This is a genomic window from Glutamicibacter arilaitensis (assembly GCF_044793945.1).
Lineage (GTDB): Bacteria > Actinomycetota > Actinomycetes > Actinomycetales > Micrococcaceae > Glutamicibacter > Glutamicibacter arilaitensis_B.
On record NZ_CP084994.1, the window covers coordinates 1,077,244 to 1,097,092 of the forward strand.

Annotated in this window: 22 protein-coding genes; 17 read left to right on the plus strand and 5 right to left on the minus strand. The window is 61.0% G+C overall.

The annotated features are described in order from the left end of the window. Positions 1 to 29 precede the first annotated feature (29 nt). Positions 30 to 791 (minus strand): alpha/beta fold hydrolase, encoded by a 762-nt coding sequence (locus tag LG294_RS05020; protein ID WP_404290104.1) that lies wholly within the window; start codon positions 789 to 791, stop codon positions 30 to 32. 102 nt (positions 792 to 893) lie between these two features. Then, positions 894 to 1,301: a hypothetical protein gene (locus LG294_RS05025; protein ID WP_404290106.1), complete on the minus strand. Its 408-nt coding sequence runs from the start codon at positions 1,299 to 1,301 to the stop codon at positions 894 to 896. A gap of 195 nt (positions 1,302 to 1,496) precedes the next feature. Between LG294_RS05025 and dapB the strand changes: the two genes are divergently transcribed. Together dapB and LG294_RS05035 are read left to right on the plus strand one after the other, a co-directional pair. Next, on the plus strand, positions 1,497 to 2,255 hold the full coding sequence (gene dapB, locus LG294_RS05030; protein ID WP_404290108.1) for a 4-hydroxy-tetrahydrodipicolinate reductase: 759 nt from the start codon (positions 1,497 to 1,499) through the stop codon (positions 2,253 to 2,255). Beyond that, on the plus strand, positions 2,252 to 2,713 hold the full coding sequence (locus LG294_RS05035) for a tetratricopeptide repeat protein (RefSeq protein WP_404290110.1): 462 nt from the start codon (positions 2,252 to 2,254) through the stop codon (positions 2,711 to 2,713). Before dapB ends, LG294_RS05035 begins: the two co-directional genes overlap by 4 nt. 95 nt (positions 2,714 to 2,808) lie before the next feature. On the opposite strand, the gene LG294_RS05040 is transcribed toward LG294_RS05035, so the two are convergent. Both LG294_RS05040 and LG294_RS05045 read right to left on the minus strand, forming a co-directional pair. Then, on the minus strand, positions 2,809 to 3,684 hold the full coding sequence (locus LG294_RS05040; RefSeq protein ID WP_404290111.1) for a hypothetical protein: 876 nt from the start codon (positions 3,682 to 3,684) through the stop codon (positions 2,809 to 2,811). Between the two features lie 66 nt (positions 3,685 to 3,750). Next, the gene (locus LG294_RS05045; protein ID WP_404290113.1) at positions 3,751 to 4,923 is read right to left on the minus strand and encodes a heparan-alpha-glucosaminide N-acetyltransferase domain-containing protein; all 1,173 of its coding nucleotides are present in this window, start codon (positions 4,921 to 4,923) and stop codon (positions 3,751 to 3,753) included. A 66-nt stretch (positions 4,924 to 4,989) separates the two neighbouring features. Here LG294_RS05045 and dapA point away from each other — a divergent pair, with 66 nt between their 5' ends. From dapA to LG294_RS05070, 5 genes are all read left to right on the plus strand, one after another. Then, positions 4,990 to 5,901 (plus strand): 4-hydroxy-tetrahydrodipicolinate synthase, encoded by a 912-nt coding sequence (gene dapA, locus LG294_RS05050; protein WP_404290115.1) that lies wholly within the window; start codon positions 4,990 to 4,992, stop codon positions 5,899 to 5,901. Positions 5,902 to 5,959: 58 nt separating this feature from the next. After that, positions 5,960 to 7,627, plus strand: coding sequence for a ribonuclease J (locus tag LG294_RS05055; RefSeq protein ID WP_404290117.1), 1,668 nt, complete (start codon positions 5,960 to 5,962; stop codon positions 7,625 to 7,627). An 86-nt stretch (positions 7,628 to 7,713) separates the two neighbouring features. After that, on the plus strand, positions 7,714 to 8,244 hold the full coding sequence (locus tag LG294_RS05060; RefSeq protein ID WP_404290119.1) for a hypothetical protein: 531 nt from the start codon (positions 7,714 to 7,716) through the stop codon (positions 8,242 to 8,244). 82 nt (positions 8,245 to 8,326) lie between these two features. Further along, positions 8,327 to 8,812, plus strand: a complete 486-nt coding sequence (locus LG294_RS05065) for a hypothetical protein (protein ID WP_404290121.1) — start codon at positions 8,327 to 8,329, stop codon at positions 8,810 to 8,812. Positions 8,813 to 8,958: 146 nt separating this feature from the next. After that, on the plus strand, positions 8,959 to 9,465 hold the full coding sequence (locus LG294_RS05070; protein ID WP_404290123.1) for a hypothetical protein: 507 nt from the start codon (positions 8,959 to 8,961) through the stop codon (positions 9,463 to 9,465). A 6-nt stretch (positions 9,466 to 9,471) separates the two neighbouring features. On the opposite strand, the gene LG294_RS05075 is transcribed toward LG294_RS05070, so the two are convergent. After that, positions 9,472 to 9,762 (minus strand): hypothetical protein, encoded by a 291-nt coding sequence (locus LG294_RS05075; RefSeq protein ID WP_404290125.1) that lies wholly within the window; start codon positions 9,760 to 9,762, stop codon positions 9,472 to 9,474. Positions 9,763 to 9,966: 204 nt separating this feature from the next. Here LG294_RS05075 and LG294_RS05080 point away from each other — a divergent pair, with 204 nt between their 5' ends. From LG294_RS05080 to LG294_RS05125, 10 genes are all read left to right on the plus strand, one after another. Then, the gene (locus tag LG294_RS05080; RefSeq protein ID WP_404290126.1) at positions 9,967 to 10,794 is read left to right on the plus strand and encodes an ABC transporter ATP-binding protein; all 828 of its coding nucleotides are present in this window, start codon (positions 9,967 to 9,969) and stop codon (positions 10,792 to 10,794) included. Further along, a complete protein-coding gene (locus tag LG294_RS05085; RefSeq protein WP_404290128.1) occupies positions 10,791 to 11,474 on the plus strand; it encodes an ABC transporter permease in 684 nt (227 codons plus the stop codon). Before LG294_RS05080 ends, LG294_RS05085 begins: the two co-directional genes overlap by 4 nt. Further along, positions 11,474 to 12,244 (plus strand): ABC transporter permease, encoded by a 771-nt coding sequence (locus LG294_RS05090; protein WP_404290130.1) that lies wholly within the window; start codon positions 11,474 to 11,476, stop codon positions 12,242 to 12,244. Before LG294_RS05085 ends, LG294_RS05090 begins: the two co-directional genes overlap by 1 nt. Continuing rightward, positions 12,241 to 13,143 (plus strand): glycine betaine ABC transporter substrate-binding protein, encoded by a 903-nt coding sequence (locus LG294_RS05095; protein WP_404290132.1) that lies wholly within the window; start codon positions 12,241 to 12,243, stop codon positions 13,141 to 13,143. The genes LG294_RS05090 and LG294_RS05095 overlap by 4 nt, the downstream gene beginning before the upstream one ends. 238 nt (positions 13,144 to 13,381) lie before the next feature. Continuing rightward, entirely contained in the window at positions 13,382 to 14,404 is a 1,023-nt protein-coding gene (locus LG294_RS05100) for an ABC transporter substrate-binding protein (protein WP_404290134.1), read from the plus strand. Continuing rightward, positions 14,401 to 15,324, plus strand: a complete 924-nt coding sequence (locus LG294_RS05105; protein WP_404290136.1) for a hypothetical protein — start codon at positions 14,401 to 14,403, stop codon at positions 15,322 to 15,324. Before LG294_RS05100 ends, LG294_RS05105 begins: the two co-directional genes overlap by 4 nt. After that, complete coding sequence (locus tag LG294_RS05110; protein ID WP_404290138.1) at positions 15,317 to 16,162, plus strand: class I SAM-dependent methyltransferase; 846 nt, start codon at positions 15,317 to 15,319, stop codon at positions 16,160 to 16,162. The genes LG294_RS05105 and LG294_RS05110 overlap by 8 nt, the downstream gene beginning before the upstream one ends. Before the next feature lie 3 nt (positions 16,163 to 16,165). Then, entirely contained in the window at positions 16,166 to 17,461 is a 1,296-nt protein-coding gene (locus LG294_RS05115) for an opine metallophore biosynthesis dehydrogenase (protein WP_404290140.1), read from the plus strand. Continuing rightward, a complete protein-coding gene (locus LG294_RS05120; protein WP_404290142.1) occupies positions 17,458 to 18,705 on the plus strand; it encodes an MFS transporter in 1,248 nt (415 codons plus the stop codon). The genes LG294_RS05115 and LG294_RS05120 overlap by 4 nt, the downstream gene beginning before the upstream one ends. Continuing rightward, positions 18,702 to 19,826: a FecCD family ABC transporter permease gene (locus LG294_RS05125; RefSeq protein WP_404290144.1), complete on the plus strand. Its 1,125-nt coding sequence runs from the start codon at positions 18,702 to 18,704 to the stop codon at positions 19,824 to 19,826. Before LG294_RS05120 ends, LG294_RS05125 begins: the two co-directional genes overlap by 4 nt. Positions 19,827 to 19,849: the final 23 nt, after the last annotated feature.

The window sequence follows — 19,849 nt, forward strand, 5'->3', positions numbered from 1 at the left end:
GGCACTGGGCTGCAGGGAGCCGTTTGGGTTCATTGCTTTGAAGCTGAAACTGTTGCCGAATTTGCTGTGCGTACAAGCTCGGCGAGCTCTTCGAAATGGGAGTAGTTGAAGCCGTGTGCAGCGTTGTTGAGCACCGTCAGTTTCGCCTGTGGCGCCTTGGCCGTCAGGCGCAATCCGAATTCTGGCGGGGAGAGGGAATCTTGCGTACCGCACACCACATCCACCGGGAATGGGACGGTGCGCAGCAGATCAATGGTCGAGTAGTCGAGCATTTCTGAGCAGCTCTTGGCCCACCACGGGATGCCGCAGCGAAGATAATCAACGAGCAGGATCGCCTTGACTGCGTTCCATTCGTGAGGGAAGTCTTGAACCAGCCGCCGTGCTTGCCGAAAAAGCGTGTCTTCTCGGTCATTGACCGCGGGCGCGGCAATGATGAGGTGTTTGAGCAATTCGGGTCGCGTGCGGGCAATCTCAATGGACACCTGAGCGCCCATCGAATGGCCGAGAATCACCGCATCTTTCACGTTGAGCGTGCGCAACGCTAGGGATACCTCGTGGGCGAAACGTGCCACGCTAACTGGCCGTCCATCATCCATATTTTTTCCATGCCCTGGAAGCTCGGGCACAATCACCCGATGGTCGCGGGCCAGCTCGTTGGCTAGGGGAGTGAAATAGCGGCTAGAAGCCCCCAGACCATGAACGAGAACCACATCCGGGCCCTCCCCGGCCACGCGCACCGACAATCGGGTGCGCAAAGACTCCGGGACCTGTCCAAAATAACCGTGCCGCACACATAACCTTCCGTCCGCGGACGATTCCACGAAAAACATAGTATTCAGTTAGCTGAGAATCAAGGATAGCCAATCAACAAGATCAATGGCTGCATTGCAGCTTCAGGGCAGTCCTACCGCATGTTGCTCGATTGCAGGCCACAGGTCCTCGGGGAAGAGCTTTTCAACGTTTTTTTGGTAGTCACTGCCATCACCAGGCGTGCTTAATTCATTGCCATCCGCACGGAAGGGGTAGGAATGCCCTTGATCTAATTCCTGATCGGGTGCGGAGGCTGCAGTCACGCAGGTAGCCCAGCCATAGGTGATATCGGCGTCTTGGCGGAAAATCTCGACTTGGCATGACGGAGTTTCAATCCACGAGCTTTCCTGCTCAACCAGATCGACGAGCCTAGACCGCTCCTCATCACTTAGAGAAGTTGGCACGTCACCGGAACCGCAAGCGACAGTTCCACAAGCAACAGCAAATAAGATGAACGTGACAACGCGCCATCGCTTTAAGATGGTCCCCATTATTTGCCAACTCCTAGTCAGATCCTGCCACCCATTTTTCCTTGTGAAGACTTGCAATACAAGCTACACGCCGTATATCTCTAGATGATTGCAAAATACTTGAGGCGGATCACTTCGCGCTGCCTTGACTGGAAAAGGTATAGATCACGTCATCGATGTGAATACCTGCCGGGTACAGGCGATAGGCTTAAACCCATGAGTGTACAGATTAAGGTTGCGGTGCTTGGCGCCGCAGGACGAATGGGCGCAGAAGCGGTTAAAGCCGTTTCCGAAGCCTCCGATATGGAACTCGTGGCGAGCCTTGGCCGAGGTGCGGACCTGAAAGAGATTCTTGAGGTAGGCGCAACCCACATCGTTGACCTATCGGTACCGGCAGCCACCGAAGACAACGTGCGCTTCGCGGTGGAAAATGGCTTGCATGCAGTTGTGGGAACCACAGGGTGGGACGATGAACGCCGTGCGAAGCTTGACCAGCTGCTCGCGCAGCACCCCGAAGCAGGTGTGCTTATCGCCCCAAACTTTGCTCTCGGTTCGGTTCTCGCTAGTGCATTCGCGGCAACAGCGGCTAAATACTTTGAATCGGTAGAGATTATCGAACTGCACCACCCCAACAAGGTGGATGCTCCCAGTGGCACCGCGGTGCGCACCGCTGAGCTGATTGCCGCAGCCCGTAAGGAAGCCGGCGTGGCGAAAAGCCCGGACGCAACGGAAACCCAACTAGAGGGCGCCCGAGGTGCCCTTGTAGAGGACGTGCACGTACATTCCGTGCGTCTACGCGGCCTCGTGGCCCACCAGGAAGTTCTGTTCGGAGGTCCCGGCGAGCAGTTCACCCTGCGCCACGATTCTTATGACCGTGCGTCCTTCATGCCGGGGGTGCTGCTAGGTCTGCGAACCGTCGCTTCGCGCCCGGGGCTTACCTACGGGCTGGACGGCTACTTGGAGTTGGGGCAGTGAAAACCAAACTTTGGGTAGGCGGCATTCTGCTGCTGTTCGTTTTGTATATCGTCATGTCCTTCACCCAAGCGATGCGTTTCATGAGCACCGGTGAACCTATCGCCATCGCCATGGGCGTCGCGGTCTTCGTCATTCCTGCACTGGGTGTATGGATCTTGATCCGTGAAATTCTCTTCGGACTGCGCACCGAGAAAATGGGCAAGATTCTCGGCGAGCTCGGCGAACTGCCAGAAGACTTGCCACGTATGCCCTCGGGCAGGTTTGTGCGAGAAGCTGCTGACGCTGACTTCCCGATCCACAAGCAAGACGTCGAGGCCCATCCAGAGTCCTGGAAGTCGTGGTATCGCTTGGCTCTGGCTTATGACGCCAGTGGAGACCGAAAACGTGCACGCACTTCGATGCGCACAGCGGTGAATCTCTTCGTGGCAGAGAAGAACGCCAGCACCACGAGCAAGTGATCTGATCGCACACATCGGCAGGAGCTTCGAAACCTAATTTTGGTTTTGAAGCTCCTGCCGCTTTTATATACCTGGACATCTCAGAAGACTTGCCCCTAATGGATGGGGAGCCAGATGCAGCGCTCTACGGAGTCGTCATTCTCGACGACGTTGTAAAGTCGCCATCCGCCGGGTTCACCGCCCGCAGTGCCCTGATCCTCAAATCCAGCGATGCTGATCCCGCGGATTTCCCCAGGTTTGAATTCTTCTTTAGCTTGCAAAGTAGGCGCTAAGTAATAGGGCTCAGCAAAGGCCGTGATGTCTCCCGGAAGTGATTCGTTGCAGACTCCGCCGTAGCCGCGCTCGGGCGCGATCTGAACTGGGATCCAGAGTTGGTCTTTGCCGAATTGCTCCACGGCGATGGTTCGCGTTTCCTCCCACGTTCCACCTTGCGCACATGAACGATCCTGATCGAATATCGTGCGTCGGGTTTCGGTGAGTTCCACGCCGCCGGGCACGCTCTCAACCGCCTTGACGAAATCCCCACAGCTTCTACTGGCCGCCACGGGGTGAGGTAATTGTTCTGGCTGATCAACCTCGGCAAGCCAGATGAACCAATGAGAGGAGAAGCTGTTTCCATCTAGCATTTCGATCGGTGCCAGGGCGTCCTCAACTCCATCGCCGTTCAAATCAGAATAAACTACGTCCCCAACGGAGTACTCGGCGGTGTTGATGGTTGCCTTGCCATCTTTGAACTGCAACGCTGTGGACTTTTTGGCGCCGTAGCCCTCTTTGATTTCCCATTGCGCATTATCAAGATCAAAGTCGCGAAGGGTCTGGGGTGTGGGCGATTCGGGCGGCAAATCCGAGGGCTCACTCGGTGGTGCCATCGGCGCTGAGGAACATCCAACGATGGTAAAGGCAAGCAAAATACTCGAAGACTTGAATAGAATCTGGTGTGGTTTCTGCTTGCCGAAGGCGCGTTTGATCATAAGAAAAGTCTAACTAATTCCTTGTCAGTTGACCTAGAATCAAATTATTTATTTCTTTCTCAAAGCTTACTTTGGGTCCTCTTCTTGATCTGCGCTCGGTAATTCACTGAGGTATCGAACGCCAGCTTCCATCGGTCCTGCCTTGCGCGTGTGGTGCAAGATCAGCGCGGTAAGCAGCATCAGCACGCACAGTACCCACCACTGGGCCCACTGCGAGAGTCCCAGTTGGAGCATCGGCAACAGGATCAGATGCCCGAGATAGAGCGTCAGTGGTGCTCGCCCAGCGGTTGCAATGAGCGAGCCGATGTAGCCTAAATATGGAATTAGGAAAAGCAGTATGGCTAAGACTGCAACTGCGCAGGCCGCTGCATGAATTGTGAAAATTAGTGAACCCGAGTGCGCGGTTGGGAGCCATATATAGGCGGATTGAGTCAAGAATGGGTCCAGGTTCCCAGAGGGCGAACGCCCGGTCACCAGGGCCGTAAAAAGCTGCGAGCGGGGAACGCCGGTCACGGCGCTAATCCCATCGGCCCAAGGCAGAATCTTCAACCACCCGATCAGTAGGCATAGTGCGGCGACAATAACGGACCCGGCCGCCAACCAGGCAACAGTGCCCCGATTGGTCAGCCGAAGTTTCCCCACAGCAACTCCGAGTAGGCCATAGCCGATCCAGATCAGCAGTGGATAGTACCCAGTGACGAGCAGGTCTTCGAGTAGCAATCCCGGGTGTACAAGATCGGTGAACGTTGGGTTATGGCCCAGGGACTGTGCGGCATCGCTAGCCGCTAACGGCCGCCAGATCAGGGGAGTGGCCAATAGCCAAATAGCGGCGAGCGCCCACAGAACTTTCGCCGGCACATATAGCGTGGGGATCAGCACGAGGAACAACAGTCCGTAATGCACCAGGATGTTCGCAATTGACTCGTTCGCTGGGCCGATCAGCATTCCCAACGCCGCGATGATCCCCGCGCGGCGCAGCAGTACCATTGCCGAGGACCTGCGATCCATGCTCTTGCGCGCAAGCGAACGGGCAAACAAGGTCAACGAGACGCCTGCGAGCACCATGAACAACACCGAGGAGCGGCCATTTGCCGTAGCCCCGGTGAGGGTTGGCTGCAGCGAACCCGTCTCGTCTCGAGCAAATAGATCAAAGATATGAGCGGCAAACATTCCCAGGATGGCTAGCGCTCTGGCTGCGTCTAGCCCTGGCAGTCTGCGAGCCTTTGTTTCCACGTCCATAGACATATCGCATCACGGAACAACATGAATATGCCATCAAGACACTTCCGCGTGTAGATTTAAGCCATGGCAACTAGTGAAATTGATAATCAGTCGTTCCCCTTCGGTACAGTGCTGACCGCGATGGTCACCCCTTTCACCGAGGCAGGTGAGGTTGACTATGATGTGGCCGCCAAGCTGGCTATCAAGCTCGTTGATGAAGGCTGCGACGGTTTGGTCGTAACCGGCACTACCGGAGAGACCTCCACGCTGACCGACGATGAGAATATCGAAATGTTCCGCACCGTCGTCAACGCAGTGGGTGACCGCGTTGCGGTGCTGGCAGGCTCCACCACTAATGACACTCGCCACTCCATCCGTTTGTCACTCCGTGCCAAGGAAGCCGGAGTCGACGGCATCCTGGTCACCGCACCTTATTACAACAAGCCAAGTCAGGCCGGCATCATCGCCCATGTGAAGGCGATCGCCGAGGCAATTGACCTGCCGATCATGATGTACGACATCCCTGGACGCGCCGGAATTGCGCTGAGCACAGAAACTATCATTGAATTAGCGCAGATTCCTCAGGTGATTGCGTTGAAGGATGCAAAGGCCGACTACCAGTCGACCACCACCGTACTGGCAAACACCGATTTGCACGTGTATTCAGGGGACGACGGACTGACTTTGCCACTGATGGCAGCCGGCGCAGCCGGTGTCGTTTCCGTGACAGCTCACGTTGCAGCGGCTAAGTACCGTACGCTTGTTGATGCGATGCATGCCGGGGATTTGGCGACTGCACGCGCTACACACTTCGAGCTGGACCCGATCCAGCGCGGCATTATGGGCCACGTTCAAGGCGCAGTTGCCGCAAAATTTGGACTTCACTGGCAGGGTGTCCTGCCGAACACCGTCGTTCGATTGCCGCTACTGGCACCATCGGACGCAGAACTCGATGCCATCCGCGCGGACCTACGTGAAGGTGGATGGGATCTTTAACGAAAGGGCTTAACCACTTATGACTGAAAGTTCAGTAGGCAAGGCCGATACTGCGCGTATGCAGAAGCCGACCAAGCTGAAAAAGGGGACCCTACGTACCGTTCCGCTGGGCGGATTGGGCGAGGTCGGCCGCAATATGACCGTATTCGAGATCAACGGCAAGCTGTTGATCATCGACTGCGGTGTGCTCTTCCCCGAAGAGCACCAGCCGGGCGTGGATCTGATTCTTCCTGACTTCTCCTACATCAAGGATCGTCTGGATGATGTGATGGGCGTCGTGCTCACCCACGGCCACGAAGACCACATCGGCGCGGTTCCGTACCTGTTGCGTCTGCGCGAAGATATCCCGCTGTATGGTTCAAAGCTGACTCTGGCCTTCATTGAAGCCAAGCTGGCCGAGCACCGCATCAAGGCGATCACCAACGTGGTAACCGAGAATGAAGTGGCTCAGATCGGCGAGTTCGAATGTGAATTCGTCGCGGTGAACCACTCGATCCCTGACGCGCTGGCGGTGTTCGTGCGTACCGAGGCCGGTACCGTGCTGCACACCGGTGACTTCAAGATGGACCAGCTGCCGCTTGATGGCCGCATCACCGACCTGCGTCACTTCGCCAAGCTCGGCGAAGAAGGCGTGGACTTGTTCCTCACCGACTCTACCAACGCCGAGGTGCCGGGCTTCACCGTCGCCGAACGCGAAATCGGTCCGGTGCTCGAAGCCAAATTCGCTCGGGCTCGCCGCCGCATTATCGTCGCGTCCTTCTCCTCGCATGTGCACCGCGTGCAGCAGGTGCTTGATGCCGCGGCCGTGCATGGCCGCAAGGTCGCTTTCATCGGCCGTTCGATGGTGCGCAATATGGGCATCGCCGAACGCCTGGGCTACCTGCACATCCCACAGGGTGTCGTAGTTGACCTGAAGCAGGTTGACCAGCTTCCGGACCACAAGGTGGTGCTGATGTCCACCGGTTCGCAGGGTGAGCCAATGGCAGCCCTGTCCCGCATGGCAAACGGCGAGCACAAGGTTCAGATCAACCCGGGCGACACCGTGATCCTGGCATCCAGCCTCATCCCAGGCAACGAGAACGCGGTCTTCCGCGTGATCAACGGCCTGATGCGTCTAGGTGCAGAGGTCATCCACAAGGGCATGGCCAAGGTTCACGTCTCCGGGCATGCCTCGGCTGGCGAGCTGCTGTACTGCTACAACATCGTCCGTCCGAAGAACGTTCTTCCGGTCCACGGCGAAACTCGCCACCTGATCGCCAACGGTCGTTTGGCCGCGCTGTCGGGTGTTCCAGAAGAGAACGTCATCCTGGCGGAGGACGGTTCGGTCATTGACCTCAAGGACGGTGTCGCCGAACTCGTCGGCCAGGTCGAATGCGGTTACGTCTACGTGGATGGATCCAAGGTTGGCACCATCACCGACGATGACCTCAAGGACCGCGTCACCCTGGGTGAAGAAGGCTTCATCTCGGTCATCACCGTGATCAACCGCCAGAACGGCACGTTGATCTCAGGCCCGGACATCCATGCCCGTGGCGTGGCCGAGGACGATGCGGTCTTCAATGAGATCAAGCCAAAGATCGCCGCAGCGATCCTGGAGGCAGTGGCTAATAATCCAAACCACTCCACCCACCAGCTGCAGCAGATCGTGCGCCGCGTCATCGGTTCGTGGGTGTCGCGCAAGCTGCGCCGCCGTCCGATGATCGTTCCGGTAGTGCTCGAAGCGTAAGCTTCAATCCTCGTGATGCCTCAAACCAGTGATGGTTTGGGGCATTACTTGTATCCGCGGCAAGGATCTCTGCATAAGATGTGAGTATGAAAACGATCCCGGCGCAGAATTCATACAGGCTGCTGATTCCCATGGGTGCTTTAGCATTGGCTGCCGGCATTGCGTGCGGTGTCTTGCTGGTCGTTATGATGTGGGTTTCGGTTTTGCTGGAGTCAGCTGGCGACTCAAGCACTGGAGCGGGTTTGGGAGGATTCTGGCTCGAATACGGGTTATTTGCGGTTTATGCCGCATTGATAGGCGCAGGAGTAGCGCTGCTCCCGGGGATCGGCGCTTATGTAGCGGTCGCGATTCAAGACGCCAAAAATCCGGGTTCATCGGGAACGAGTCAAGCTCTGTGGGCAGCTTGCGGAGCTAGCTCTGGGTCGCTCCTGCCTGCCTTGGGGCTACTGGCCTTATGGGTTTCGGATCCTGTGGACAACACTATTCTCTATCTTGCTGCAGGTTTCGTTCTGTTCTGCTTTGCCCTGACTTTCGTGCTCATGTATCTACTGCTTGGCTGGTTGCAGCTGAGGGATCGTAGGACGGTTAAGAACGGGTCCGTTGTGCAAAGGATCTGAACTACTTACCGGCAAAGTCTCTGACATCACTGCAATGCATTAAATATCGATAAGTCAGCCTGTAGTAACATATGATCGCCATATGGTGAAAATAGCTGGGCAGAAGGTCGAATCGTTCACTTTGCCGCTCTTCGCGCTGGCAATTCTGGCGGGTGCTGTGTTTGGCGCCGCACTCAGTGCAGTGATTTTTTGGCCGATTCTAGTTAACGAAGCACCGCTCTCGCTGTCCAGCTTTGGTGGGGGTATGGTTCTGGCCTTGGCCAACGGTGCGTGGATCGGCGCAATCGCCGCAATCTTCCCTGCCACGGGCGCGGTCATCGGATTAGCCGTTTGTGAGAAGAACCGACCTGAGGCTACCGGCAACACCCAAGCGGTGATGGGAGCGATGGGTTCGGTGCTCGCCGGCCTAGTGTTGGTGCTCGCGCTTAGCCTGATTTTCTTCGCGGCGCTTGGCCTGTTGATGTTTGTCGTGTCCGCCGTGGTCTTCCTCGGATTGTGTTTTGCCATTTCCTGGATGTCCATTCGTGGGCTAGCACAACGGCGAGCAGCCTCTTCCCTCCCTGGTTGAGCAGAGCACCAATTCGACGTCATGGAAGTTCCACGGACAAGCCACGGATCTGTTCCAGACAGTGAAGTATTGGGAGCAGTGTGGCTTGAACATATCGAAATTGGCGAGTAGTCGAAATCCTTGCGGCAGGTAGAACCGGAATGAAGATGAGCAACCTTGGTGGTGCCAGAACCACTGCACGAAGCAAAACCGGTGGATTGCGTGCGATGCCCCTGCTCTGCGGAGCGATATGGGCTCTCTTGTTGTTCCTCGTGGATCCGCTGCTGTCCGGCGGGCCTTGGTGGAATTACGTCGAAGTTGGTCTTTGGTTTGCGCTGGGACTTCCGGTGGTTCCGTGGCTCGGAATCGCAGGCCTCATGGCGTTATTGGGGTTTGTTGTTTCGACTAGGTTGAGCCGCGTTTTGCTCAGCCTGACCTCTGTGGGTTGGGGCATCATCCCGAGCACCATTTGGTCTTTGCTGCTGAGCGACGTTTTCCCTGACGCTGGATCATTGCAGATCACATTCAACGTATCACTCGCTGCCGGTACTGCAGCGATTGCACTGTCCCTTGTGGTGCTCGCAAGAACGCTGGTGGTCCGGCGGAAGGAATCGCGGCAAAACAGGTCCGTTCCCAGCAATGCCATGCAGCACGGACCCAGCAGCATTCAATAATAAGAACTAGTTCCAGCCCAATTTTTCTCGAAGCGAAGCCATTGATATCGGTACCTGGACCGCAGCCTCAGTGCTGTCTGCGGGCCTGGAATACTGTTTCAATATCTTGCCAGTGTTTACGTCCATGATGACCGCCGAGCTCCAGGCTTCGTTCACGGTTTCGCTAAGAATTTCACCGGTGCCGGACTCTACGGTAATGACCGACTCCCACGCCTGGGTAAGATCAGTTGGCTCGATCTCTACGGCAGGGGCAGCGGATGCGGCCAGCAGCCCTACGGCCAATGAAACGGAAGCCATGATAGCGGCGGGGGGTATCAAGATATTCCTCCAATGTCGGTTCGAATTTACTCCCACCTTATCGATGGCCTGAATGTATAGAGCTCGGCGCCACGAAAAGCAGAAAATAATCAATTCGCGGGCTGCTATGTTCTTGAAACAGTTTTAAGGCAGAATTAGGCGCAACGCCATGACTAGGAGTCGACGTATGCTCGGGCAGCACAAATGATTGAATTCGAGAATGTTTCCAAGCACTATCCAGACGGAACGATAGCGGTCGAGAATTTCAGCCTGACGATTCCGGCTCGCAAGACTACCGTTTTTGTTGGTTCATCGGGTTGCGGCAAGACAACCTTGCTACGCATGATAAATCGCATGGTCGATCCAAGCTCTGGATCCATCCGCATTGATGAACAAGAAATTTCCACGAAGCCGGCCGTAGCTCTGCGTCGCAGCATTGGCTACGTTATGCAAAACTCCGGACTTCTGCCGCATTTTTCGGTCGCAGAAAACATCGCCACAGTGCCGCGGCTCGATGGTCGATCGCGCAAGGCAGCACGGAACCGTGCGCTGGAGCTGATGGAAACGGTGGGGCTGCCTGCATCCATGGCCGACCGGTACCCTCACCAGCTATCCGGCGGACAGCAGCAACGTGTGGGAGTGGCCCGGGGTCTGGCCTCGGACCCGAACATCCTGCTCATGGACGAGCCCTTTGGCGCGGTGGACCCCATTGTCCGAGGCGAGCTGCAACAGGAGCTCATTCGGCTTCAAAATGAGTTGGGCAAAACGATTGTTTTCGTGACTCACGATATCGATGAGGCTTTTCTGCTTGGAGACCAAGTAGTGATTCTCGCAGCTGGAGCTCAGAAACTTCAGGTGGGCAGCCCGAGCGAAATCATAGAAAATCCTGCCAACGACTTTGTCGCTACCTTTATCGGCACCGATCGCGGAGCCAGGGCACTCAGCGTCAAGCACACACCTCACGGCGCGGTCCTCGTCGATTCGCAGGGGCGGACCCAAGGACGGCTTATCGAGGACGGGTCCAACGCGTGAACTGGATAGCCGAGAACCTAGGGCTAATTGGTTCCCTGTCGGTGGAACACCTGCGACAGAGCGTGATCGCGATCATCGCCGGGTTCTTGCTGTCGATTCCGCTGGGCTGGGTGGCGTGGCGCTACCGTCTCGTCCGCGGACCGGTGGTGACCTTCACAGGTCTGCTCTACACCATCCCATCGCTGGCCCTGTTGATGATCTTGCCCGTGCTCACCGGGATGAGCGCTATTAGCGAAGCCAACCTGATTGTTGCGCTGACCCTCTACGCGGTGGCCATCATGGTCCGTGGAGTCGTTGACGGCTTGGACTCTGTTGACCCGGCTACTCGGTCGGCAGCGACCGCACTGGGGTATGGGGACGCACGTAGATTTTTTGCGGTAGATCTACCGCTTGCCGGACCGGTAATTCTCGCGGGACTTCGAGTCACGGCCGTGAGCACCATATCGCTGGCAACCGTGGGAATTCTCGTCGGTGTCACCAACTTGGGCTATTTATTCACCAATGGACTTCAGCGGCGCATTATCGAAGAGGTGCTTGCGGGCATTCTCGCAGTGGCATTGATTGCGCTGGCCGTTGATCTCTTGCTGATTCTTCTCGGACGCTGGCTGATGCCTTGGACGCGACAAGCTAAGAAACCGAAGCGAGCCATTAAAAACGTTTCCCGGCAGCAGGTGTCCTAATGGACCTCATCAGCAAAGCGCTTCAGTGGCTGCTCTCGCCGGAGCAGTGGGAAGGCAGCGGAGGGCTGCAAAATCTGCTCGGCCAGCACCTGCTGTTCAGCGTGGCAACGGTACTTATCGCTGGCATCATTGCGGTCCCTGCCGGCTGGGCAATTGGGCATACCGGCAAGGGACGGGAAATCGCGGTAGGAGCCGCAGGCATCGCGCGAGCAGTTCCATCCTTTGGCCTGCTGATCCTATTGGTGCTGCTGTTCGGTGTGCTGCACAAACCAGAAGCAGCCCTGCTCACCTTCGTACTATTGGCCATTCCGTCGCTTCTGGCAGGTGCCTACACGGGCTTTGAAGCCATAGACAGGAAGACCATTGACGCCGCGCGCGCCATGGGAATGACCGAATGGCAAATACTTTTCAAGGTCGAAATCCCCTTGGGGCTGCCGCTGCTTGTGGGCGGAATCAGGTCAGCCATGCTGCAAGTAGTCGCGACGGTGACCATTGCCGCCTACGTTAACCTGGGTGGCCTTGGTTTGCCGATCATCACTGGACTGAACCTTCGCCGATTCGACATGGTCTTGGGCGGAGCACTTATGGTTGCCGTGCTCGCGCTGCTTTTGGACCTAGTCTTCGCTTTGCTGCAACGGCTATCGGTCCCGAGCGGCATAGGAAGCTCCAAGCGAAAATCAACTGGCAAGGTTGCACGCAGCAGCGATGCAGATAAAGATGCAAACTTAAGTTCTGATCAAATGAAGTCCAAGGAAAAGGAAAAGTCATGAAACTGAAACGCGTCATTCCCAGCATAGCGGCAGTACTGGCCGGAAGCCTCGTCTTGGCTGGTTGCGGCGGGGGAGACCCGCTGGCAACTGAGAGCAGTACCGAGCAAGGCGGCGGAGAAACGATTGTTGTCGGTTCGCAGGCGTATTACTCAAATGAGATCGTTGCCGAGATCTATGCCCAGGCATTGGAAGGTGCCGGTAAAGAGGTAGAACGTAAATTCAACATCGGTCAGCGAGATGCCTACATGCCTCAGCTCGAAGACGGCAGCATCGATGTGTTCCCCGAATACACCGGAAATCTGCTGCAGTTCTTCAAGGAAGACACCAAAGCGCGCGCTGCCGATGAGGTCTACACGGAGCTGACTGCAGAACTTCCGGATTCTCTCGCGGTTCTTGAAGCTGCAGAAGCCTCTGACCAAGATTCCTACACCGTGACCCGGGAATTCGCGGAGGCGAATAACCTGAAATCAATCGAAGACCTGGCAGAGGTTAGCGAGCCATTGACCCTAGGTGGACCACCTGAGCTTGCCGAACGCCCATACGGCCCTAAGGGGCTAGAAAGCGTATATGGAGTGAAGGCTGATTTCTCCGGGACCGGAGACACCACAGTTGAAGACTTGGTCGCCGGCACGGTGAACATTGCCAACGTGTTCACCGCCGACCCGCGCATCAAGACCGAAGATCTAGTGGTGCTTGAAGACCCTGAGTCGCTGTTCTTGGCTTCGAACGTCGTTCCGGTGGTTTCGGCTGACCTGTCATCAGAATTGGCAACCGTGCTCAACCCGGTCAGCGAAAAGCTGAGTGCCGAGACCCTGGTGGAGCTGAACGTGCAAAGCACCGTTGACCAGAAGTCGGCCGCCGATATCGCTTCGGCCTGGCTGACCGCAGAAGGGCTCTGATTCCAGCTCCTCGATTCCAGCTCCTCGCTAGGATCGATGTATGAAAGATCGGCCGCCGTGCCCGGAAATTCCGGGTACGGCGGCCGATCTTTTGCGTTCCGGGGAAACATAGCTCCGGTGCGAACGTCACCGTATTGACAATTGATAATGATTCTCATTAGTGTTTACCGATGTTGGCCACAAGCGCCCCGGAGACCCAACGTCCCAGCCCTGGCCACCATGAATGGAGCAATGATCTATGAAAAGAATCAACCCTTGGATGGTGGCGATGCCCGCCGTCATCCTTGCAGTGGCGACCGCCTGCGGTACCTCCGCCGGATCCGTGAGCAGCGCACCGGATGGCTCGGCAGCCGGGCAGACCACCCTGGACAGCTGCGGCCGGGAGGTCGTATTCGACGCGGCGCCGCGCAGCGTGCTCGCGGTCGGTTCGGAGGCCCCGGCGCTGCTGTCCGCAGCTGGAGCCGGCGACAAGCTGACGCACTACGCGGGCAGCCTGGAAGTGCCTTTCGACGAGGCCACCAAGGCCGTGGTCGAGGACGCCGAGCGGATCACGGAGGACTCGCATGACGTCTCCTACGAGATGATCCTCGGTTCGGGAGTCGACGTGGTCATCGGCACCGATATCGCCGCCGGAGTCGATCTGGATTCCCTGGCCGAACGCCTGGACGAGGCCGGGGTGCAGATGCTGACCGTGAGCGGCTACTGCGCCGGATTCGAAGACCGCTCCACCGGAGGAGTGAGCGGATTCGAGCAGATTTACCGTGACGTGCAGTCTTACGGCCAGTTGTTCGGCACCGAGCAGGCGGCCGAGAATGCGGTGGAGGACATGCGCGAGCGCGTGGCGGCCGCTGCGGCGCGCGTCGAGCAGGGAAGCGGAGAGCGCGCGCTGTCCTTGTACGTGCCGAGCGCCGGCGGCCTCGGATCCTACGGAGGGGAATCGCTGGTCTCGGAGCAGATGGAGCTGCTCGGCCTGGAGAACGTCTTCGGCGATGTGCCCAAGCGCTACTTCGACCCTTCCACGGAAGAACTGATCGCCAGTGCCGCCGACAAGGTCTTCGCGATGTACCTGCCTACCGGGTCTTCGGCACTGGAAACCGATCAGGACGTGCTCCAAGCGCTTCGCGATCGACCCGAGCTCGATGGCCTCGCAGCCATCGAGGAGGACGCGGCCGTGGTGCCGCTGAACTACTACTATTCCTCACCCGGCCCGCTGGCCGTGGACGGCGTGGAGCTGCTCGCGGACCGGTTGTCCGCCCCATGAGCCAGCCAGCACAGCTGCGCCGGACCCCGCGGCACACCGGCCGCCGGCACGCCTCCGCGCTGCCTGCACGCAGAAACGCGCGTTCCACTTCGGCCAGGGGCACCACCGAAGTGGACTTCGTGAAGCTGAGCCCGACATCCAACACCACCGTGCTGGTCACCAGCCGGCATCCGCCCCGGCAGTACCGCACCATCGCAGAGCAGTTGTTGCGCGCCGAGCATCTGCATGCCGAACAGGTCGGGTTCATCCTGCCGGCGGAATCCTCGGCGGCGCAGCTGCGCCTGCACATGGCAGGGGACGAATTCTGCGCCAACGCCGTGATGGCGATGGCAGCGCTGCACGCCTCGTGGCAGGGGCCGGCCGGCCGGGTTGAACTCCTTCTAGAAGCCTCGGGCGCCGAGGAGCTGCTGAGCTGCCGAGTCGAGCCCCGGGATTCGGGCTACCGCTGCCAGCTGGACAGCCCGCTGCCGCTGAGCATCGATCCCTACCCGTCCCCGGGAGCCCGCTCGGGAACGGCTCTGGTGCGGTATGCGGATTCGGTGCACCTTGTCATTGAGTGCGCAGGCCACGGCCAGGGGCTGCGCGAGCACGCCGAACAGGCGGCCTTGCAGCTGGGCAAGAGCGAAGGCGTCTCCGTGGCCGGGGTGATGCTCTACGATCCGGCGCGCGGGGCGCTGGACCCGCTGATCAACGTGCCCGCACTGGGCAGCCTGCTCTGGGAGCGCAGCTGCGGCTCGGGAACCGCCGCGCTCGGCGCCTACCTGGCCGCGAAGAACCGCGCTCCGGTCTGCACCAGCGTACGGCAGCCCGGCGGCACCCTGGACGTGGAAGCCGACTACGGCTCCGGAACGGTAACCGGGCTGCGCGTCGCCGGACAGGTGGCCATCGTGGCCGAGGGGAGGGCCTATATCCATGACTGAAATATCGATTAGCGCCAGCCCGGAGCTGAGCTGCGGTGCGCAGGCCATGCTGGCCACGCTGCGCGGCTACCTGCGCCACTTCAGCGCGGCCGCCGACGGCTACGACGGCTCGACCCGGAACGCCGGCGAGCTCGAGGAGCTGCTGGCGGACTACGCGCGCTTCGTCACCGCTCCGGGCAACGAGGCCCCCTTCGCCCAGCTTGCCGCGGCCGCCGGCACGGATGAGCTGGTGGAGCAGCTGCGTTGCCAGTCGGCGCGCTGCGTGGCGGTCATCGAGAAGTACCGCGCGCTGCGGCTGCTGGAGGGGCAGCGGGGAGCGGAGGGATACTTCGCCAATATCGAATCCTGCATCGCCGAGGAATTCGGGGCCGTCGCGCTGACCGGGGATTCCAAGCTGCTGCTCGTCGGCTCGGGATCCTTCCCGATGACGCTGCTGAACGTCGCCTCGCTCACCGGCGCGTCCGCGCTCGGGATCGACATCGATGCCGAGTCCATTGCGCTCGGGCGCCGGGTCGTGGCCCAGCTCGGTCAAGGCCTGGACATCGTGCTGGAGGAACGCGCGCTCCACGAGCTGGACTTCACCGCGCAGGCCACCCACGTGGTGATCAGCTCCACGGTGGGCGTGAAGTACGAGCTGCTGCACCAGCTGCATGCGCTGACCCGCGAGGACATCGTGGTGGCCATGCGCTTCGGGGACGGGCTTAAATCGCTGTTCAACTACCCGATGCAGCAGGCCGACCCGGCGCTCTGGCGGCTGGTCGACATCATCCGCCAGCCGGACCAGGTATTCGATATCGCGCTGTACGTGAAGCAGCGCCCAATAGGAAACGACGTTTAGCAGATGGACGAATTGGGAAATATCCTCATCGCCGGGACCGGTCCGGTGGCCGTGCAAAGCGCGGTGCTGTTCGGGCCGCTGCCCGGGGCCCTGGGCCTTGCGGGCCGCGAATCGCAGCGCGCGGCGGCCTTCTTCGCCGCGCTGGAGACAACTTCGGGCACCGTGCGCGCCGAGGTGCAGAACCCCGCCCACGCGGCACTGGCCGGGGAAGCGCAGATCGAACACGTCTTCCACGGATACGGATCGGTGGCCGGGACCTGGGACACCTTGGTCCTGGCGGTCACTGCGGATGCCTACCTCACGGTGCTGCGCCAGCTGGCCGGCGAGGTGCTGGCCGGGTTCGAACGCATCGTGCTGCTCTCGCCCACCTTGGGCTCCGGGGCACTGGTGCGCGAATACGCCAACGCGCAGGGCGCGGATCCGGAGGTGATCAGCTTCTCCAGCTACCTGGGCGATACCCGCTGGCCGCAGGGACACCCGGGCGCCGCGGTGTTGACCGCCGGGGCCAAGGCACGCATCTACGCCGCATCCAGCCGCGGCAGCTCGCCGGGACTGGAACGGCTGCGCGCCGTGCATGAGGCGGCGGGCACCGAGCTGGCGGTGCTCGGCCTGCCGGCCGAAGCCGAGGCACGGAACATCTCCCTGTACGTGCATCCGGCGCTGTTCATGAATGAGGTCACGCTGCGCGCCGTGTTTGCCGCGGAGCCGCCCACGCAGTACGTCTACAAGCTCTACCCCGAGGGACCGGTCACCCCGTCGATGATCCACGCCTTGGTCCAGCAGTGGCGCGAGCTTTCGGCCATCGTTGCCGCGCTGGGCGGGAAGGGAGTCAATCTGCTGGCCTTCATGCTCCAGGACGGCTACCCGGTGCACCCGCAGAGCATCGACCCGGAGCAGGTGGCCGCATTCGAGCAGCTGCCGGCCATCCACCAGGAGTACCTCGTCTACGTGCGCTACGCCTCGCTGCTCGTGGACCCCTTCTCCGAACCGGACGCCGACGGGCGCTACTTCGATTTCTCGGCCATTCCCATCCGGCCGATCTTCCGCAACGACGCAGGCCACTGGGACGTGCCGCGGATGCCGAAGGAAGACTACTACCGCACCAAGATCATCCAGGGTCTCGCCCGGCATCTAGCGGTTCCCTGCCCGACGATCGATGACCTGCTGGCCGCCTACGAGAGCGCGCTGACGCAGGCGGCGCAGGGACTGGGCGCCCAGCCGCGCTCCGCGGACTTCGCCGTGCAGGACTTCGGCGAAGACCTGGGCATGATCCGCGCCGGGATCGGAAGTGCGGCATGAGCGAGACCGAACTGGGAACCACCGAAAAGCTGCCCAGCGAACGGCGGATCATCGCCGAGATCTGGCCGGCCCTGCTGGCCTCGGCCGTGGGCCTGCTGCCCTTCACCGTGCTCTCCACCTTCCTGGTGCCCATCGCCGACTGGGCCGGGGCAGGGTATGCCGAGGTCGGCTCGCTGCGCGGGCTGGCGGGGGTCGGCGCGGTGCTCACCGGCGTTGCGCTGGCTCCGCTGATCGGGCGCATCGCCCCGGGACGAGTGGCCGCCGCCGCGCTGGGGCTGCTGGGGATCGCCGCGGTGCTCGGGACCTTTTCCGGGCTCGCCGCGCTGGCCGCCTTCTGCCTGGCCACCGGCGTGGCCAACGCGCTGCTCTACCCGGCGCTGTCCACCGCCGCGGCGGACCGCTTCGGGAACACTCCCGCCGCGGGCCGCGCCGCAACCTTGGTGATGACCGCCCAGACCCTGGCCTCCACGGTGGGCGCGCCGCTGCTGGTGCTGCCGGCGCTGTGGTGGGGCTGGCAGGGGAACCTCGTGGCCATCGCCATCGCCTCCTTCGCGCTGGTGCCCGCGCTGCTGCGCTACGGCTGGGCGAAACCCGGGGCAGGGCAACCGGCCCAACCGGCCCCGCGGCTGGGCTACCTGGCCGCCTTCCGCACGCTGGCCGCCATCCCCGGGGCTCGCGCCCTGCTGCTGGTCTCCTTCGGGCGGGCCGGCGCGCTCATGGGGCACCTGGCCTTCCTCGCCCCGCTGTATGCGGACAAATTCCAGCTATCCACCGGCTGGTTCGCCTTCGTCTGGTCGCTGAGCGGAGGATCCTTCTTCCTCGGGCATCTGCTGGCCGGACGGATGCTGAATGCCGAGGACTCCGAGCGGCGCACCCGGGCGGTGATGTGCATCGCCCTGGCCGCAGCGCTGCTGGCCCTGCTCGGGGTGTACCTTTCCCCGGTGCTGCCGCTGGCGATGCTGTGCACCGCGGTGCTCTCGGCCAGCCATGCAGTGGTCTCCGCCGCGGTGATGACCCTGCTGGTGCGCCGCTGCGGGCAAGTGCGCGGGACCGCGCTGAGCCTGAACGCCGCCGGCATGTCCCTGGGCCTGTCCCTGGGCGCGGGCGCCGCCGGGGCGGCGCTGGGTGCGGCGGGATATCTGGCCGCGGCTGCAGTGCTCGGCGGGTTCACCTTGCTTGCCCTGATTGCCGCGCTGACGCTGCGCACCGCAACGAATGACGAATCGCTGGAAAGGCAACCATGACCCAACTTGATCCCGCGCTGCGCGAACCGCGCGGCGCAACACCACCGGCGGCGCCGCTGGTGTTCACCGGCGACGATCTGGAGCACGGCAAACGCACCCGGCACACCTGGCTGTGGATCGCCGGGCTGCTCGGCGCGCTGCTGATCACCCTGCCGGTGGCCGTGGGCCTCGGGCCGGTGGCCATCGAGGCGGGCACCGTGCTCCAGATCCTGCGCCAGCATCTGAACGGAGGCCAAATGATCGGCAACTGGACCGGCTCCGAGGAATCCATCGTGCTGCTGCTGCGGGGGCCCCGCGTGCTGCTGGGCGCCGCCGTCGGCGCCGGGCTGGCGCTGGCCGGGGTGGCCCTGCAGGCCTTGACCCGCAATATCCTGGCCGAACCCTACCTGCTGGGGGTGACTTCCGGGGCCTCCACGCTGTCGGCGGCCTCGATCCTCTTCGGGACCGCGGCCGGCATCGGCTCGGCTTCACTGGCCGGCAGCGCCTTCGCCGGGGCGCTGGCCGCGGGGATCGCGGTATTCCTGCTGGCCCGGGTCGGCTCGCAAATGACCTCCACCCGGCTGGTGCTCGCCGGGGTATCCGTGGGCTACGTGCTGCACGCGCTGACCTCGCTGCTGATCTTCGCCTCCGATGACCCGAACGCGGGCCGCTCGGTGCTCTTCTGGACGCTCGGCTCGCTGGGCCAGGCCACCGGCCAGTCCGCGCTGCTCACCTGGGCGGTGGTGCTGGGCACCTTGGTGCTGCTGCTGTTCTGGTCCCGCCCGCTGGACGCGCTGGCCATCGGCGATTCCACCGCGCAGACGCTGGGGATCTCTCCGGCGAAGCTGCGCGCGGCGGTGATGGTGGTGACCGCGCTGTGCGTGGGCGCACTGGTCGCGGCCTCCGGCGGCATCGGATTCGTCGGGCTGATCATTCCGCATATCGCCCGGCTGTGCGTGGGCTCCACGCACCGCAAGCTGCTGCCGGTGGCCGCCCTGCTCGGCGCGATCTTCCTGGTCTGGGCCGACGTGCTCGCCCGCACGGCCATGGCCCCGCAAGAGCTGCCGCTGGGCATCGTCACCGCCCTGCTCGGCGCCCCGCTGCTCTTCGTGCTGGTGCGCAAGCTGAACCCGGCCCAATGACAACCAACCACCGAAAAGGGGCA